We start from the raw sequence: 14,922 nt of genomic DNA on the forward strand, positions 1-14,922 counted from the left end.
GAGCGGTGCTAGCTTAGCCGTTCTGGCGGATACCTGCTATCAGCCAAGCCTGGTTCTCGCCTTGAGGGCGCTCCATGTTCCAGCTCTCGCTGAAGACTTCACCCTTGTCGAAGCGCGAATCCTTGGAGACGCCGCTGAAGGTAAGGGTTGCGATGGTTTTTTCTGCGCGATCATCCACGCCATCCAACTGTACCGAAAGGTTCTCGATATAAGTGGACTGGTAGCCATCGCCCAAAGACGCACGCTCCTGGCGCAGGAACTGCAGCATTTGCGGAGTCACGAACTCGGCGATTTTATCCATTTCATTGGCATCCCAGTGCTTTTGCAGGGCCATGAAGTGTTCGCGAGCCGCACCCAGGAAATTGGCTTCGTTGAACCAGGCCGGTGCCTGGATAGGTGCCTGCACCTGTGCCGCCCCGGATGCGCCACCGAAAGGCGAGCTAGGCATGGCGTTGGGCTGCGCTTCACGTTGATAGGCTGGATGGCCCGCCATTGCGACCTGCGGCTGCTGCTTGCGCCGGCGAGACGAAATGAAGCGGAAGATTACGAACGCCACTACTGCCAGCAGCAGGAAATCCAGGAACTGGAAGCCTTCGAAGCCGTCGCCCATAAACATGGAGGCCAGCAGGCCGCCCGCGGCGATACCTGCCAGTGGGCCTAACCAGCGGGAAGCGCCGCTTGGTGCGCCAGGGGCACGGCCAGGCTGTGCCGGGGTGGTAGCGGAGGGCTGAGAAGGCGCGGCTTGGCGCGTTTGGTGGCTAGGCGCGGCCCCCATGGATTGACCGCCGCCGAAGCGCTTGGCCGCGCTGGCGTCCAGGCTAAACGACAGGCTGAGGCAGAGCGCGAGTGCGATACTTAAAAAACGTTGCATGAAGGCATTCCCATCTTTTATGGACAGAGCGTGAACCATGTTGCACGCGGGTGGGGGTGATAGCTAGCGGGAGATTGTTTCCGGCTTTTACGGAAACGTCCTACAGCGCATGGCTGAACTCTGTAAGAAAGAGGCCACCACGGTATAGGAAGTTTCCTTGTTTTGAGGAGGAGAGACGTCGATCAGTCCAGTGGCACCAGCTTGGCATAGCCCAGCATCAGCCATTTGCTACCTTCGCTGAAGTTCACCTGCACCCTGGCCTGTGCGCCGGCGCCCTCGAAGTTGAGGATCACACCCTCGCCAAACACCGCATGCTGTACGCGCTGCCCGAGATTGAAGACAGTCTCTGGAATACCTGCCTGGCCAAAGATGCTCCCGATGTTGGGCTTGGCGGTGCCACCGAAAGGCCGGCTTACGCTATTGGACAGGCGCACTTCCTTGAGCAGCTCGGCCGGAATTTCCCGTACGAAGCGCGACACCTTGTTATAGGTTTCGCTGCCGTACAGCCGCCGGGTTTCAGCGTAGGTCATCACCAGTTGCTGCATGGCTCGGGTGATACCTACATAAGCCAGGCGCCGCTCTTCTTCCAGTCGGCCAGGTTCTTCCAGGCTCATCTTATGAGGGAACAGCCCTTCTTCCAGGCCCACGAGGAACACGAACGGGAACTCCAGGCCTTTGGCGCTGTGCAAGGTCATCAGCTGAATACTGTCTTCGTGCTCATCGGCCTGGGTATCGCCAGCTTCCAGCGAGGCATGGCCAAGGAAGGCGGCCAGCGGGGTGAGGTCCTCTTCGCCGTCGGCATGTTCGAAGTTACGGGCCGCGCTGACCAGTTCTTCAAGGTTTTCCACCCTGGCCTGGCCTTTTTCGCCTTTTTCTTCTCGGTGGTAAACGATAAGCCCCGCCTGCTCGATGACGGTTTGAGTCATGACGTGCAGGGGCATTGGCTCGGTACGCGCGGCCAGGTCTTCGATCAAGTCCATAAAGGCTTGCAGCGCATTGGCCGCGCGCCCGGTCAGCCCTTTGTTCGCGACCAGCTGGCGCATCGCTTCCCACATGGACACTTCGGCCTGGCGAGAGTGTGCCCGGATAGCCTCTACGGTTTTCTCGCCAATACCCCTGGGCGGTACGTTGATCACCCGTTCCAAGGCCGCGTCGTTGGCGCGGCCATCCAGCAGGCGCAGGTAGGCCATGGCGTTTTTGATTTCTGCCCGTTCGAAGAAGCGCTGGCCCCCGTAGATACGGTACGGGATGCGTTCGCGTAGCAGCCCTTCTTCCAGTACCCGGGATTGGGCGTTGGAGCGGTACAAAATGGCGATTTCGCTACGCGCCAAGCCGGTCTTAAGCGCGCTTTCGATGGTTTCCACTACATAGCGGGCCTCATCGTGCTCGTTATACGCGGCGTACAGGTTGATGGGTTCGCCATCGCTGCCGTCTGTCCATAGCTCTTTGCCCAGGCGGCCGCTGTTATTGGCGATCAGGGCGTTCGCTGCATTAAGAATGCCTGCGGTGGAGCGGTAATTCTGCTCCAGGCGGATCAGCTCGGCGTCTGGGAAGTCCGTGGTGTACTGACGAATGTTCTCGATGCGGGCGCCACGCCAGCCGTAGATCGACTGGTCATCGTCGCCTACCACCATCAGGCTTTGCCCGCCTTGGGCCAGAAGCCGCAGCCAGGCGTACTGAACGGCGTTGGTATCCTGGAACTCATCCACTAGCACATGGCGGAATCGGCGCTGGTAATGCTCTAGCAAACTGGGGTTATCACGCCAAAGGTCGAGGGCGCGTAGCAGCAATTCCGAGAAGTCGATAACCCCTGCGCGCTCACAAGCAGCCTCGTAAGCCTCATAGATGCCTCGCATTGTAGCCAGGAACAAATCGCCATTGGGCTGGATATGCTTTGGCCGCAGGCCTTCGTCCTTCTGCCCATTGATGAACCACTGTGCTTGGCGCGCGGGCCAGCGTTGTTCATCCAGGCCCAGCTCGCGGATCACCCGCTTGACCAGGCGCTGTTGGTCATCGCCATCGAGGATCTGGAAATTCTGCTGCAGCTTGGCTTCCTGCCAGTGAGCCCGCAGCAGGCGGTGCGCCAGGCCGTGAAAAGTGCCCACCCACATGCCGGCCGGGCTGATGGCCAGCAGTTGTTCGATGCGGTGGCGCATCTCGGCTGCCGCCTTGTTGGTAAAGGTCACCGCCATCAAGGAATGCGGCGAGGCATGCTCTACCTGCATCAGCCAAGCAATGCGATGCACCAGCACACGAGTTTTGCCGGAGCCAGCGCCGGCCAGGACCAACTGACGGCCCACGGGGGCGGCGACCGCCTGGCGTTGGGCATCGTTGAGCGAATTAAGCAAAAGGGAGAGGTCATCATGCATAGCGGCATTCTAGGGTGCGGACCGACCTTGGGCAAACGCCGCTTACGACTGGTTCGCAAAAGATTGGCCCGGAGCATGGCGGGGCGTGGTGGGCAAAGCGCCATGAGCTGCAATCGGGTAAATGTTGTGTATGCTGCCAAGCATCAGTAGGTCTGAACAAGAATAAATGCCTATGGCCTTCGAACCCCGCTCGCCCGGGCGGTTCGCGCCTGTGCGGCGCGCGCTGGATACTGACTTTTCCGCCAGTTTGACGGGGGAACGTACCCGTCTGCTCTATCAGGGGTCACTGGTGCCCACGCTGTTGATGCTGCTGACCGGGTTGGTGTGCTCCTGGATCCTGTGGGCGCCGGGCTATCATCTGTTGGTCAGCCTGTGGCTGGGCTGGCTCATGACGCTGGTTACCTTACGGGTGATTCAAATGGCGGCCTTTGACGCGGCCATGCCCAACCGCCAAGCCGCACCCGTGTGGCGGCGAATGTTCCTGTTGGGTTCCGCCGCCAGTGGCTTGACCCTGGCCGGGGCAGTCATTTTGCTCTCCCCCTTCGAAAGCTTTCTGCAACAAGCCTGGATATTCGGCTTGCTCGGTGCCGCCGCGCTTTCGGCCAGCATCGCTTATGCCGTAAGTTTCACGGCTTTTCTGAGTTTCGCGGTGCCCTGCCTGGCGCCTCCCGTACTCTGGCTGTACTTCAAAGGCGGGGCGCATCAGCAAGGGTGGGCGTGGCTAGGGCTGATGTTGCTGGCTTCTTTGTGCGTGGTGGCGTGGCAGGTTAATCGGCTGATCGAGCGTAGCCTGCTGCGTCGGTTCCAGAACCAAGCCCTGATCGCCAGCCTGCGCGAAGAGCAGGCAGTGATCTCCCGCCTCAATCGAGAAATGACCGACGAAATGGAACGCAGGCGTGCCGCCGAGCAAGAACTGCGCGGCATTCAGGCCCACCTGGAAGAACATGTAGCCCAGCGCAGTCGTCAGCTCGACCAGGCCAACCAGGCGTTGAGCAAAAGTCAGGCGCGCTTGGCCCTGGCGCTGGAGGCCAGTGAGCTTGGGCTATGGGATTGGGACCTTCGCACCGATGAAGTGCATCACACCCAGCTCGAAGAGCTGTTCGGCATCGCCCAACAAAGCCAGCCGGTGTTGCTCAAGCACCTCAGGCCCCGCCTGCACCCCGACGATATACCAACGCTTAAAAGCACGCTTATTGCCCACCTCAAGGGCCGCACCGAGGATTACCGGGTCGAATATCGGATACGCCACCGTGACGGCCGCTGGCTGTGGGTTGAAGACCGTGGCAAGGCGGTAGAACGTACGCCCGGCGGTCGCGTGCTACGCATGCTAGGCACCCGTCGGGAGATCACTCCACTAAAAGAACAGCAAGAGCAGCAGCGTTTGGCCGCTACGGTGTTCGAGGCCATGAGCGAAGGCATTGTGGTACTGGACGCTGAGTTTTCAGTGCTGGCGGTGAACCACGCGTTCACCCGTATAACCGGTTATCAGGCTTCAAGTTGTTTAGGCACGCCTCTGTTGGAGCTACCCTGTAGCCGCGACCTGCGTCGGCAGTTTTCCCAGGTCCACCAGGCTCTCTTGGAGCGCGGTGGTTGGGAGGGGGAAGTGATAGAGGCGCGGCATAACGGGGAGCTGTATCCGCAATGGCTTCAACTGAGCGCGGTCACCGATGATCAGGGCATGGTGAACCGCGTGGTGGTGTTTTGCTCGGACCTGTCCTCGCGGCGGGTGTCCGAAGAGCGTTTGCACTACCTGACCTACCACGATGCGTTGACCGGCCTGGGCAACCGTGGCCTGTTCCGGCAGCGGCTGCATGATGCCGCCCAGCGGCTTCGCCATAATGGCCGTAGCCTGGCACTGCTGCACATCGACTTGGACCGCTTTAAGCTGCTTAACGAAAGCTTTGGTCACGACGCGGCTGACCAAGTGCTGCGTAAGGTGGCCAAACGTATCGGCTCCGCGCTACCAGAAGCCGATACCGTTGCGCGGCTGTCAGGCAATGAGTTCGCTGTGTTGTTCGACGCTTATACCAGCCTGTCGAACCTTATCAGGGTTACTACCCGGCTGCTGAGCAAGATTCGCGTGCCGCTAAGGGTAGCTGAGCATGAACTGATCATCACCGCGTCAATTGGCATCAGCCTGCTGCCTGACACCACCCGTGATGCGACCTTGTTGCTCAACCAGGCTGACGTAGCCATGAAGCAGGCCAAGCGCCTGGGCGGGGATGGCTTTCAGTTCTACACCCAATCAATGCAGGCTGACGCTTATGATCGCCTGCAACTGGAAAGCCAGCTGCGACGGGCGTTGGCCCTTGGGCAACTGGAGGTGTTCTATCAACCTAAGCTGGCCCTTGGCAGCGATGTATTGCAGGGGGCTGAGGCACTGGTTCGCTGGCGCCACCCGGAGCGAGGGCTGATCACGCCAGATACGTTCATCGAGCTGGCCGAGGAAACCGGCCAGATCAATGCCATCGGCGAATTCGTGTTGCGCACCGCCTGCCGCCAGGCTCGGGAATGGCAGCGGCAAGGCCTGGGCGACTTGCGCATGTCGGTGAATCTTTCTGGGCAACAACTGCGCTACGGCAATCTGGTAAGCCTGGTCCGCCAGGTAGTGGCTGAAAGCGGCCTGGAACCCCCACTGCTGGAACTGGAGCTTACCGAAAGCCAATGGCTGGATAACACCAGCGCCATTCACGCGACCTTCGCGCAGTTGCGCGAACTGGGGGTGAAGCTGGCCATTGATGACTTTGGCACGGGGTATTCGGCGCTTAACTACCTCAAGCGCCTGCCGGTGGACTACGTGAAGCTGGATCAGGCTTTTATCCGGGAGTTAGGTGACAGCACCGCCGATGCCGCCATTACCCAGGCGGTGATTACCATGGCCCATGGGCTGGGACTAAAAGTGACCGCCGAAGGCGTGGAAACCCTGGACCAACTGCGGGTGCTCAGGGCCCAGGGCTGTGACGAGGTGCAGGGGTACCTGCTGGCGCGGCCCGCACCGGCGGCGGAGTTTCAACTTTGGTTGCTGACCCAGCGGGGCGAGGGCACGACCCTTGTTTGACTGGGCCTGTGGCACCCCATGTAGTATAACTACAAAAAATCGTGGCTTAGCCCCGCACATAATGAGTCTTGCCCTTTGAACCTTCTGCAACACATTGCCCAATCCCGCCATCTGCTACGCAAGTCAGAGCTGAAGGTCGCCGATCACGTACTGCTCGACCCCGCGGCCGTAATGCATAGCTCCATGGCAGACCTTGCTCACCACGTGGGCATCAGTGAGCCCACCATCGTGCGCTTCTGTAGGGCCATCGGTTGTACCGGTTTTCAAGACTTGAAGCTCAAGCTGGCCCAAAGCCTGGCCGCCGGCGCCAGCTTCGGCCAGTTCGCCATTCATGAAAACGACGCTGTCGCAGACTTCAGCCTGAAGATTTTCGACACCACGCTACATACGTTGATGGAAGTACGTGAACGGCTGGATACCGCCGCCTTGCAACGGGCTGTAACGGCCATGGCCGAGGCGCGGCGGGTTGACTTCTACGGCTTTGGCGCCTCAGGGGCAGTGGCCGCGGACGCCCAGCATAAGTTTTTCCGCCTGCTGCTTACGGCGGCGGCCTATTCGGACCCGCACATGCAAGCCATGTCTGCGGTCACATTGCAGCCAGGTGACGTGGCGGTGTGCATTTCACAGTCGGGCCGCTCCAAAGATCTGTTGATCACCGCCAACCTGGTGCGGGAGGCCGGGGCCTCGCTGATTACCCTGTGCCCTAGCCAAACACCCTTGGCCGAGTTGTCCACTGTCAACCTGGCCGTTGACGTACATGAAGACACCGACATCTACACGCCGCTAACCTCGCGGATTGCCCACTTGGTGGTAATCGACGTATTGGCCATGGGCGTAGCCATGGCCCGTGGGCCATCGCTGGTCAATCACCTCAAAAGCGTCAAGCGTAGCCTGCGTGGCTTTCGCTTGTCCTCCAAGTCCATCAGGCACCCTGAAGAGGGCTGACCGCTGTAACCTGGCCGTCATTGCGCTGCCCTAAAAGCGTAACGGCCTGTTGCCATGCTGTAGCTCCCGCAAAAACCATTGGGAGAAGGCAGGATGGCGCGTTCCTATGAAGGGCCTGGCAGCAGCAAAACCCGGCGGCAAGAGGAAGATGCACGGCGCATGGCGTTTCGCCGCGCCATCGAAAGCCGTACCGACGAGCGCCGGCTTCTGGCTGAAATCGTCGACTTTCCTGAACTGCATACCTTGTATGCAGGGGCTATGACGACTGGGCGAAGCGTTCAGCCAAGCTACTAACCTGGGCCCGTTCCTCACGGATGAACGTCAGGAACGCCGCCGCCACGGGCGAGGGCCGCTTGGCCTTTGCCCGCACCAGGCACCAGCTTCGCCGCAATGGCAACTCGGCTACAGGCAACGCCACTAAGGCACCACTGCGCAGCTCACCTACAACTCCATGCTGGCCTAATAAGGCAAGCCCGAGCCCAGCGGCCACGGCTTCTCGCTGAGCCTCTGCCGAACCTACCTCCAGCGTTTGCCCAAAGTGCACGCGTTTTTCCTTGAAAAAAGCTTCGCACGCCAAGCGTGTGCCTGAACCCTGCTCGCGTACCAGCAGCGGCCAGGCTTCCAGGGCCTGCAAGTGCAACGCCCTTGCTTCGCATAGCGGGTGCCCGGGTGGCGCTACAGCAATGATGTCATTGGTCAAGAACGGTAGAAAGTCCAAGTCCATGTCTTGTGGCACCTGACACATGATCAGCAAGTCGTCACGGTTGTCCACCAATCGCCGCAGCGCCTGAGCACGATTGACTACGCTCAGGGCCAGGCTTACTTCCGGGTGCTTGCGTTTGAATGCGGCGAACAAATGCGGCAGGAAATACTTAGCACTGGACTCCACTGCCAATTTCAGCTGCCCCTGAAGGGAGCCTTGTAAATCCGAGAGCTGCATGTCGAAGCTCTCCAATCGCCCGAAAATATCCCGGCTGGCGCTTTGCAAGGCCTGCGCGGCTTCGGTCAGGTATAGCTTTTTACCCACGTATTCGAACAAAGGCTGGCCTACCACTTCTTCCAGTTGGCGAATTTGCAGGCTGACCGCAGGCTGGGTAAGCGCCATTTCCTCAGCGGCACGGCTAAAGGATTTCAGGTCGCATACTTCGTTGAATACCCGTAATTGGCGCAGTGTGAGCCGCATAAGTGATTTGCGCATGGCCGGGTTCCTCTCCACTCAGGCGATAACTATAAGGTTTTGCTAATGGGTAACCCAATAAACTCTGATTATTATTTATCACTGAACAGCGTTAGGGTGAAAACGTGCCTGTCATGCGATGGGGCACGGCGTGCCTAATGGACGAGGGAATACAAGTGATAAAAAAGATCCTCATCGCCAACCGGGGTGAAATCGCGGTTCGCATCGTGCGGGCCTGCGCGGAAATGGGTATTCGGTCTGTAGCCATCTATGCCGATGCTGACCGTCACGCGCTGCATGTAAAGCGCGCGGACGAGGCCTATAACATTGGCGCCGAGCCTCTGGCCGGCTACCTCAACCCACGCAAACTGGTCAATCTCGCTGTTGAAACGGGCTGTGACGCGCTCCACCCGGGGTATGGCTTTTTATCCGAAAACGCTGAACTGGCGGAAATCTGCGCCCAGCGCGGTATCAAGTTCATTGGCCCTTCGGCAGACGTCATTCGCCGCATGGGTGATAAAACCGAAGCCCGTCGCACCATGATCGCTGCGGGCGTTCCCGTCACGCCGGGTACTGAAGGCAACGTAGCGGACATCGAAGAAGCGCTGCGCGAGGGTGAGCGCATTGGCTATCCCGTCATGCTTAAGGCTACCTCCGGTGGTGGTGGGCGGGGCATTCGCCGCTGTAATAGCCGTGAAGAACTCGAGCAGGCGTTTCCCAGGGTGATTTCAGAAGCCACCAAGGCCTTCGGCTCAGCTGAAGTGTTCCTGGAAAAGTGCATCGTCAATCCCAAGCACATCGAAGCCCAGATCCTGGGCGACAGCCATGGCAATGTGGTGCACTTGTTCGAACGGGACTGCTCTATTCAACGGCGTAATCAGAAGCTGATCGAAATCGCTCCAAGCCCTCAGCTCACGCCCGAACAGCGTGCTTATATCGGCGCCCTGGCCGTGCGCGCCGCTAATGCGGTCCAGTACGAAAATGCAGGTACCGTGGAGTTTCTGCTCGCCGAGGGCGAGGTGTACTTCATGGAAATGAACACCCGGGTGCAGGTCGAGCATACGATCACTGAGGAAATTACAGGCCTGGATATCGTTCGCGAGCAAATCCGTATCGCGTCTGGCCTGCCGCTGTCGGTCAAACAGGAAGATATCCAGCATCGAGGGTTCGCGCTGCAGTTCCGGATCAACGCCGAGGACCCGAAAAACAACTTCCTTCCCAGCTTCGGCAAGATCACCCGCTATTACGCACCGGGCGGGCCAGGCGTGCGCACCGATACCGCTATCTATACCGGCTATACCATCCCGCCGTTCTATGACTCGATGTGCCTGAAGCTAGTGGTGTGGGCATTAACCTGGGAAGAGGCACTGGACCGAGGCTTGCGTGCGTTGGACGACATGCGCGTGCAGGGCGTGAAGACGACCGCTGCGTATTACCAGGAGATCTTGCGCAACGCGGAATTCCGTAGCGGGGAGTTCAACACCAGCTTCGTGGAGAGCCACCCGGAACTCACCGAGTACTCCATCAAGCGCAAGCCTGAAGAGTTGGCCCTGGCCATTGCCACCGCGATCGCCGCTCACGCCGGCCTATAAATAAGAAGCTGCAAGAGGTAAGCGACAAGCCATAAGTAAAAGCAGATGCGCTTTTACGGGAAGCTTGTACTTGCAGCTTGAAGCCCCAAGGGAGCTTTAGAGATGCCCAAGAAAATCTTTGTAACCGATACCGTGCTGCGCGACGCCCACCAGTCCTTGCTCGCCACCCGCATGCGCACGGAAGACATGCTGCCGATCTGCGACAAGCTCGACAGCGTGGGGTACTGGTCGTTGGAGGTATGGGGCGGCGCCACCTTCGATGCGTGCGTGCGCTTCCTAAAGGAAGATCCCTGGGAACGTTTGCGCCAGCTGCACGCGGCCTTGCCTAACACGCGCTTGCAAATGCTGTTGCGCGGGCAGAACCTGCTGGGCTACCGCCACTACAGCGACGACGTGGTGCGTGCATTCGTGGAGCGCGCGGCGGGTAACGGCGTCGATGTATTCCGTATTTTCGACGCCATGAACGACATCCGTAACCTGCGGGTAGCCATCGAGGCCGTGAAGGCTGCGGGCAAGCATGCCCAGGGCACCCTGGCGTACACCACGAGCCCCGTGCACACAGTGCAGGCCTTCGTCGAACAGGCCAAGCAGATGGAAGCCATGGGCTGCGATTCCATTGCCATCAAAGACATGGCCGGCCTGCTCACGCCCTTTGCTACTGGGGAATTGGTCCGTGCATTGAAGGCCGAGCAGGGGCTGCCGGTGTTTATCCACTCCCATGACACCTCTGGCCTGGCCGCGATGTGTCAGCTCAAGGCTGTGGAAAATGGCGTGGACCATATCGACACGGCCATTTCCAGCCTGGCCTGGGGGACCAGCCACCCGGGTACGGAGTCCATGGTCGCGGCGCTGAAGGGCAGTGAATACGACACCGGGCTGGACCTTGCGCTGCTGCAAGAGATCGGCCTGTATTTCTATGCCGTGCGCAAGAAATACCACCAGTTCGAAAGCGAATTTACCGCAGTGGATACGCGGGTTCAGGTCAATCAGGTGCCCGGTGGCATGATCTCCAACCTGGCCAACCAGCTCAAGGAGCAGGGCGCGCTCAACCGTATGAATGAAGTGCTGGCGGAGATTCCCCGCGTGCGTGAAGACTTGGGTTACCCGCCGCTGGTGACCCCTACCTCGCAGATCGTCGGTACCCAAGCGTTCTTCAACGTGCTGGCCGGTGAGCGCTACAAAACCATCACCAACGAAGTAAAGCTGTACCTCCAAGGCGGTTACGGCAAGGCGCCCGGCACGGTGAACGAAAAACTACGGCGGCAAGCCATCGGCAGCGAAGAGGTGATCGACGTACGCCCGGCGGACCTACTCAAACCCGAAATGAACAAGTTGCGCGCTGAAATCGGCGAGCTGGCCGAGAGCGAGGAAGACGTACTGACCTATGCCATGTTCCCAGACATTGGCCGCAAGTACCTCGAAGAACGCAAAGCAGGCACCTTGAAACCAGAAGTGCTGCTGCCCATTCCTGAAGCCGGGGCGGTGGCATCGGCGCAAGGCGAGGGCGTGCCTACCGAGTTTGTGATCGACGTGCATGGGGAAACCTACCGTGTGGATATCACCGGCGTAGGCGTTAAGGCCGAGGGCAAGCGGCATTTTTACCTCAGCATCGACGGCATGCCCGAAGAGGTAGTGTTCGAGCCTCTCAATGAGTTCGTGGGCGGGGGCGCTAACAAACGCAAACAAGCGAGCGCGCCAGGTGATGTGAGCACCACCATGCCAGGCAATATTGTGGAAGTGCTGGTGAAGGAAGGCGATGCCGTCAAGGCTGGGCAAGCCGTATTGATTACCGAAGCCATGAAGATGGAAACTGAAATCCAGGCCCCCATGGCCGGTACCGTGCGTACCGTCCATGTGGCCAAGGGGGACCGCGTGACCCCAGGCGACGTGCTGATCGAAATCGAGGGCTAAGGCTTTCTTTGCAGTTAACCTCTGGGAGCTTCGGCTCCCTTTTTTTATCCGACCTGACCCCTGTAGGACCCAACGCCATTTGGCGAATGGGGCGGGCAGGGCAACCCCATCGTTTCAGATCGGACCATTCGCGAGCTAGCGCTCGCTCCTACGGGCGTGAATGCCTACCCGCGCAGTTCTTCCAGGGTTTTTACCTGCTTGCTGTCCTTGAAGTTCTCCGGCGCCAACCAGGCTTCGAAGGCATCCTTGATGGCTGGCCATTGGGAGTCGAGCATGGAAAACCAAGCCGTATCACGGTTTTGGTTCTTCACCATCATGTGCTGGCGGAACACCCCTTCAGGGGTAAAGCCAAAGCGAGTAGCCGCGCGGCGAGAGCGCTCGTTACGGTTGTCGCATTTCCATTCCAATCGGCGATAACCGGCCGCGAAGGCTTGGCGCGCCAGCAGGTAAACGGCTTCTGTGCCTTTGGGCGAGCGCTGCATGGTCGCGCCGAAGGCCACGTGACCGATTTCCATACGGCCATGGGCCGGCACGATGGACATTAAGCTAAGTACGCCTTCGGCTTTGCCGGTTTGCTTGTCCACCACGCAAAACCCCAAGGGGTCGTTGCTGATCGCATAGCCGTCCAACCAGATGTCGAAGGTTTCCCGATCATTGAAAGGCCCATAGGGCAGAAAATCCCAGAACAACGGGTCGGAGCCTGGCCCTACCAGTACATTCCATAGGTCTTCGCTGTGGCGGGCCGGAACCAGCTTCTCCAGGCGGATGTATTCCCCTTCCGTGGTTTCAGCGATGGGGGCCTTGACCGGTTTCCATATCATTGCGGGGTTAACCATAGCGGCTCCTAAAGGGGTTTTCGAAATTGTATTAAGCCCGGCCGCTCGGCGATTTGCTCATACAGCCCGATAGCCGTGGCGTTGGTTTCATGTGTGAGCCAGTGAACCTTGGTACAGCCAGCACCCCTGGCTTGGGCATAGACATGCTCGATCAACTGCCGCCCCATGCCGCAGCCCCGATGGCGCACATCGACGATTAGATCCTGAAGGTAGCAGGAGTTCTCAATCGTCCAGCAGGAGCGGTGAAAGATCCAGTGCACCAGGCCTACAACCTGCCCGTCGCGCCAGGCCAAAGCGGCATGAATAGGCTCGGCCGGGTCCAGTATGCGCTTCCAGGTGGCCTCGCTTACGGTTTCAGGGATAGTGACTTGATAAAAGCCTTGATAGGCCAGCCACAAGCTATGCCACGCAGCATGATCGTTAGCTGTGGGAGAAAGTATTGCGATGCTGCTCATGAATGTTGCTCCTTGATCGGCAATGAACCTTCGCCGTTGGGCATAAGCGAGAAGTCGCCATGCTAGGGTGTGTATTGGCCTGCTGTAAGGTCCATTAGCTAGCTTTTCGAAGGGGCCAATACATGCCTACGCCTATGCCGTTCGACCCTACCGGTATTCGTCTTGAAACAGGTAAGGGGCTGGCTCGCCAACTCTATGCGCAACTTCGAGCACGGGTGCTTGATGGCCGGCTAGGGGCTGGCATCCGGTTACCGGCCAGCCGTGATCTGGCTCGAGCCTTGGGCGTTTCTCGTAATGCCGTGATCGAAGCCTATGAGCAGCTACAGGCGGAAGGTTTTGCGCAAGCCCGCGTAGGCGACGGTACCTTTATAACGCCTGCTATCCCTGAGATAGAGCCGAAGCGCAGACCCTATTCGTCCACAGGTTTGTCCACAGCTTTTAAGGGGTACTTACCCACAGCCTTATCCACAGAAAGTGCTGTAAGCCCATCCAGTACATTGAGTTATACACCGGCCTTGAAGCAAGCCCTTGCAGCCTCTTTGGCCTTGCCCAGTACCGGCATGCCGCGGGCATTTCAAGTGGGTTTGCCTGCCTTCGACCTGTTCCCGTTCAGCGTTTGGGGCAAGCTTTACAACGCTTTCTGGCACAAGCCCGACCTGTCCGCCCTCGGATATCAGGCCCCTGTCGGCAGCCAAGCGCTGCGTAACATGATTGCCGCTTATCTAAGAAGCTCGCGGGGGCTGGCGTGCGAAGCTGATCAGATAGTAGTCACCTGCGGCGCACAGCAGGGGATAACCCTTTGTGCACAGTTGCTACTGCAGGCTGGCGACTGTGCCGCCATGGAAAACCCTGGCTATCGGGCCGCCGGTCACGCACTCGCCAGCGTAGGTGCTCAGGTAGTAGGCATAGGCGTGGATGCGGACGGGTTACGCTGCGATGACCTAAAGGCTCTTAAGGATTGCCGCCTGGCTTATGTCACCCCTGCCCATCAGTATCCAACCGGAGTGACCTTGAGCCTGGCGCGGCGCCTTCAATTATTGGAGTGGGCTCGGGTTAACGAGGCCTGGATTCTCGAAGACGATTACGATGGCGAATACCGTTACAAAGGCGCCCCCTTGGCACCCTTGGCGGCACTCGATGGCAATGGGCGTGTGATCTATATCGGCACCTTTGGGAAAGTCGCTTTTCCAGCGCTGCGTTTAGGTTATTTGGTGCTGCCCAGGCATTTGGTCCCGGCCTTTGCGCAACGCCGCGCCGTGGACATGCGCCACTCAGAGGTCAGTAGCCAGTGGGTGATGGCTGAATTCATGGCGCGTGGCCATTTTCAGCGGCATATACGACGTATGCGCAAAGCAGCCCTCAGCCGCCGCGACACGTTGCTAGCGCTATGGCCCCAGACCATTCCCGGATGCTTGCCCATGCCCGAGGTGAGCGCGGGCCTGCATGTGAAGATAGACGTAGCCGATAGTGCCCGTGAGGCTGAGCTGGTGAGCCTGGCGGCCGAGGTGGCTGTGGACATCCAACCCTTGAGTAGTTATTGGTTCGATCAGCCGACGGCGAATGGCGCGTTGCCCGTAGATAGGCCCAGCGGGTTAGTGCTGGGTTTTGCGGGGGTGAACGAGGTGGAAATCGCCCATGCCTTGGCGCGCCTGCGGGCGGTATGGGGCTGATCCAGCCTATCCTCGCCAGCCAATAAGCGCCTGTTTCC

Annotated in this window: 11 protein-coding genes; 6 read left to right on the forward strand and 5 right to left on the reverse strand. The window is 59.3% G+C overall.

All coding sequences use genetic code 11. The features are described from left to right. Nucleotides 1-13: 13 nt before the first annotated feature. A complete protein-coding gene (locus tag ACWKV4_RS14325; RefSeq protein ID WP_483832748.1) occupies nucleotides 14-871 on the reverse strand; it encodes a Tim44 domain-containing protein in 858 nt (285 codons plus the stop codon). A 182-nt stretch (nucleotides 872-1,053) separates the two neighbouring features. After that, nucleotides 1,054-3,240: a DNA helicase II gene (gene uvrD, locus ACWKV4_RS14330; protein WP_483832749.1), complete on the reverse strand. Its 2,187-nt coding sequence runs from the start codon at nucleotides 3,238-3,240 to the stop codon at nucleotides 1,054-1,056. 172 nt (nucleotides 3,241-3,412) lie between these two features. Here uvrD and ACWKV4_RS14335 point away from each other — a divergent pair, with 172 nt between their 5' ends. The 3 genes from ACWKV4_RS14335 (at nucleotide 3,413) to ACWKV4_RS14345 (ending at nucleotide 7,537) form a co-directional block, all read left to right on the forward strand. Beyond that, on the forward strand, nucleotides 3,413-6,298 hold the full coding sequence (locus ACWKV4_RS14335; protein ID WP_483832750.1) for a putative bifunctional diguanylate cyclase/phosphodiesterase: 2,886 nt from the start codon (nucleotides 3,413-3,415) through the stop codon (nucleotides 6,296-6,298). Between the two features lie 75 nt (nucleotides 6,299-6,373). After that, nucleotides 6,374-7,243 (forward strand): transcriptional regulator HexR, encoded by an 870-nt coding sequence (hexR, locus tag ACWKV4_RS14340; protein WP_483832751.1) that lies wholly within the window; start codon nucleotides 6,374-6,376, stop codon nucleotides 7,241-7,243. A 93-nt stretch (nucleotides 7,244-7,336) separates the two neighbouring features. Then, the gene (locus ACWKV4_RS14345; protein ID WP_483832752.1) at nucleotides 7,337-7,537 is read left to right on the forward strand and encodes a PA3496 family putative envelope integrity protein; all 201 of its coding nucleotides are present in this window, start codon (nucleotides 7,337-7,339) and stop codon (nucleotides 7,535-7,537) included. Here ACWKV4_RS14345 and ACWKV4_RS14350 read toward each other — a convergent pair. Then, on the reverse strand, nucleotides 7,500-8,441 hold the full coding sequence (locus ACWKV4_RS14350; RefSeq protein ID WP_483832753.1) for a LysR substrate-binding domain-containing protein: 942 nt from the start codon (nucleotides 8,439-8,441) through the stop codon (nucleotides 7,500-7,502). The genes ACWKV4_RS14345 and ACWKV4_RS14350 overlap by 38 nt on opposite strands. 155 nt (nucleotides 8,442-8,596) lie before the next feature. On the opposite strand from ACWKV4_RS14350, the gene ACWKV4_RS14355 reads away from it, so the two are divergent. Continuing rightward, complete coding sequence (locus tag ACWKV4_RS14355) at nucleotides 8,597-10,012, forward strand: acetyl-CoA carboxylase biotin carboxylase subunit (RefSeq protein WP_483832754.1); 1,416 nt, start codon at nucleotides 8,597-8,599, stop codon at nucleotides 10,010-10,012. A gap of 102 nt (nucleotides 10,013-10,114) precedes the next feature. Further along, nucleotides 10,115-11,923, forward strand: coding sequence for a sodium-extruding oxaloacetate decarboxylase subunit alpha (gene oadA / locus ACWKV4_RS14360; RefSeq protein ID WP_483832755.1), 1,809 nt, complete (start codon nucleotides 10,115-10,117; stop codon nucleotides 11,921-11,923). A gap of 164 nt (nucleotides 11,924-12,087) precedes the next feature. On the opposite strand, the gene ACWKV4_RS14365 is transcribed toward oadA, so the two are convergent. Together ACWKV4_RS14365 and ACWKV4_RS14370 are read right to left on the reverse strand one after the other, a co-directional pair. Beyond that, nucleotides 12,088-12,759 (reverse strand): GNAT family N-acetyltransferase, encoded by a 672-nt coding sequence (locus tag ACWKV4_RS14365; RefSeq protein ID WP_483832756.1) that lies wholly within the window; start codon nucleotides 12,757-12,759, stop codon nucleotides 12,088-12,090. An 8-nt stretch (nucleotides 12,760-12,767) separates the two neighbouring features. After that, on the reverse strand, nucleotides 12,768-13,214 hold the full coding sequence (locus ACWKV4_RS14370; protein WP_483832757.1) for a GNAT family N-acetyltransferase: 447 nt from the start codon (nucleotides 13,212-13,214) through the stop codon (nucleotides 12,768-12,770). A 122-nt stretch (nucleotides 13,215-13,336) separates the two neighbouring features. Here ACWKV4_RS14370 and pdxR point away from each other — a divergent pair, with 122 nt between their 5' ends. Further along, nucleotides 13,337-14,884 (forward strand): MocR-like pyridoxine biosynthesis transcription factor PdxR, encoded by a 1,548-nt coding sequence (gene pdxR, locus ACWKV4_RS14375; protein WP_483832758.1) that lies wholly within the window; start codon nucleotides 13,337-13,339, stop codon nucleotides 14,882-14,884. The last annotated feature ends 38 nt before the right edge of the window (nucleotides 14,885-14,922 follow it).

It is taken from the genome of Pseudomonas artemisiae, from assembly GCF_057128685.1.

Coding starts and splice junctions, on each gene's coding strand:
- ACWKV4_RS14365 (WP_483832756.1), bottom strand. CDS start 12,759: ATGGTTAACCCCGCAATGATATGGAAACCGGTCAAGGCCCCCATCGCT.
- pdxR (WP_483832758.1), top strand. CDS start 13,337: ATGCCTACGCCTATGCCGTTCGACCCTACCGGTATTCGTCTTGAAACA.
- oadA (WP_483832755.1), top strand. CDS start 10,115: ATGCCCAAGAAAATCTTTGTAACCGATACCGTGCTGCGCGACGCCCAC.
- ACWKV4_RS14350 (WP_483832753.1), bottom strand. CDS start 8,441: ATGCGCAAATCACTTATGCGGCTCACACTGCGCCAATTACGGGTATTC.
- ACWKV4_RS14335 (WP_483832750.1), top strand. CDS start 3,413: ATGGCCTTCGAACCCCGCTCGCCCGGGCGGTTCGCGCCTGTGCGGCGC.
- ACWKV4_RS14345 (WP_483832752.1), top strand. CDS start 7,337: ATGGCGCGTTCCTATGAAGGGCCTGGCAGCAGCAAAACCCGGCGGCAA.
- ACWKV4_RS14370 (WP_483832757.1), bottom strand. CDS start 13,214: ATGAGCAGCATCGCAATACTTTCTCCCACAGCTAACGATCATGCTGCG.
- uvrD (WP_483832749.1), bottom strand. CDS start 3,240: ATGCATGATGACCTCTCCCTTTTGCTTAATTCGCTCAACGATGCCCAA.
- ACWKV4_RS14325 (WP_483832748.1), bottom strand. CDS start 871: ATGCAACGTTTTTTAAGTATCGCACTCGCGCTCTGCCTCAGCCTGTCG.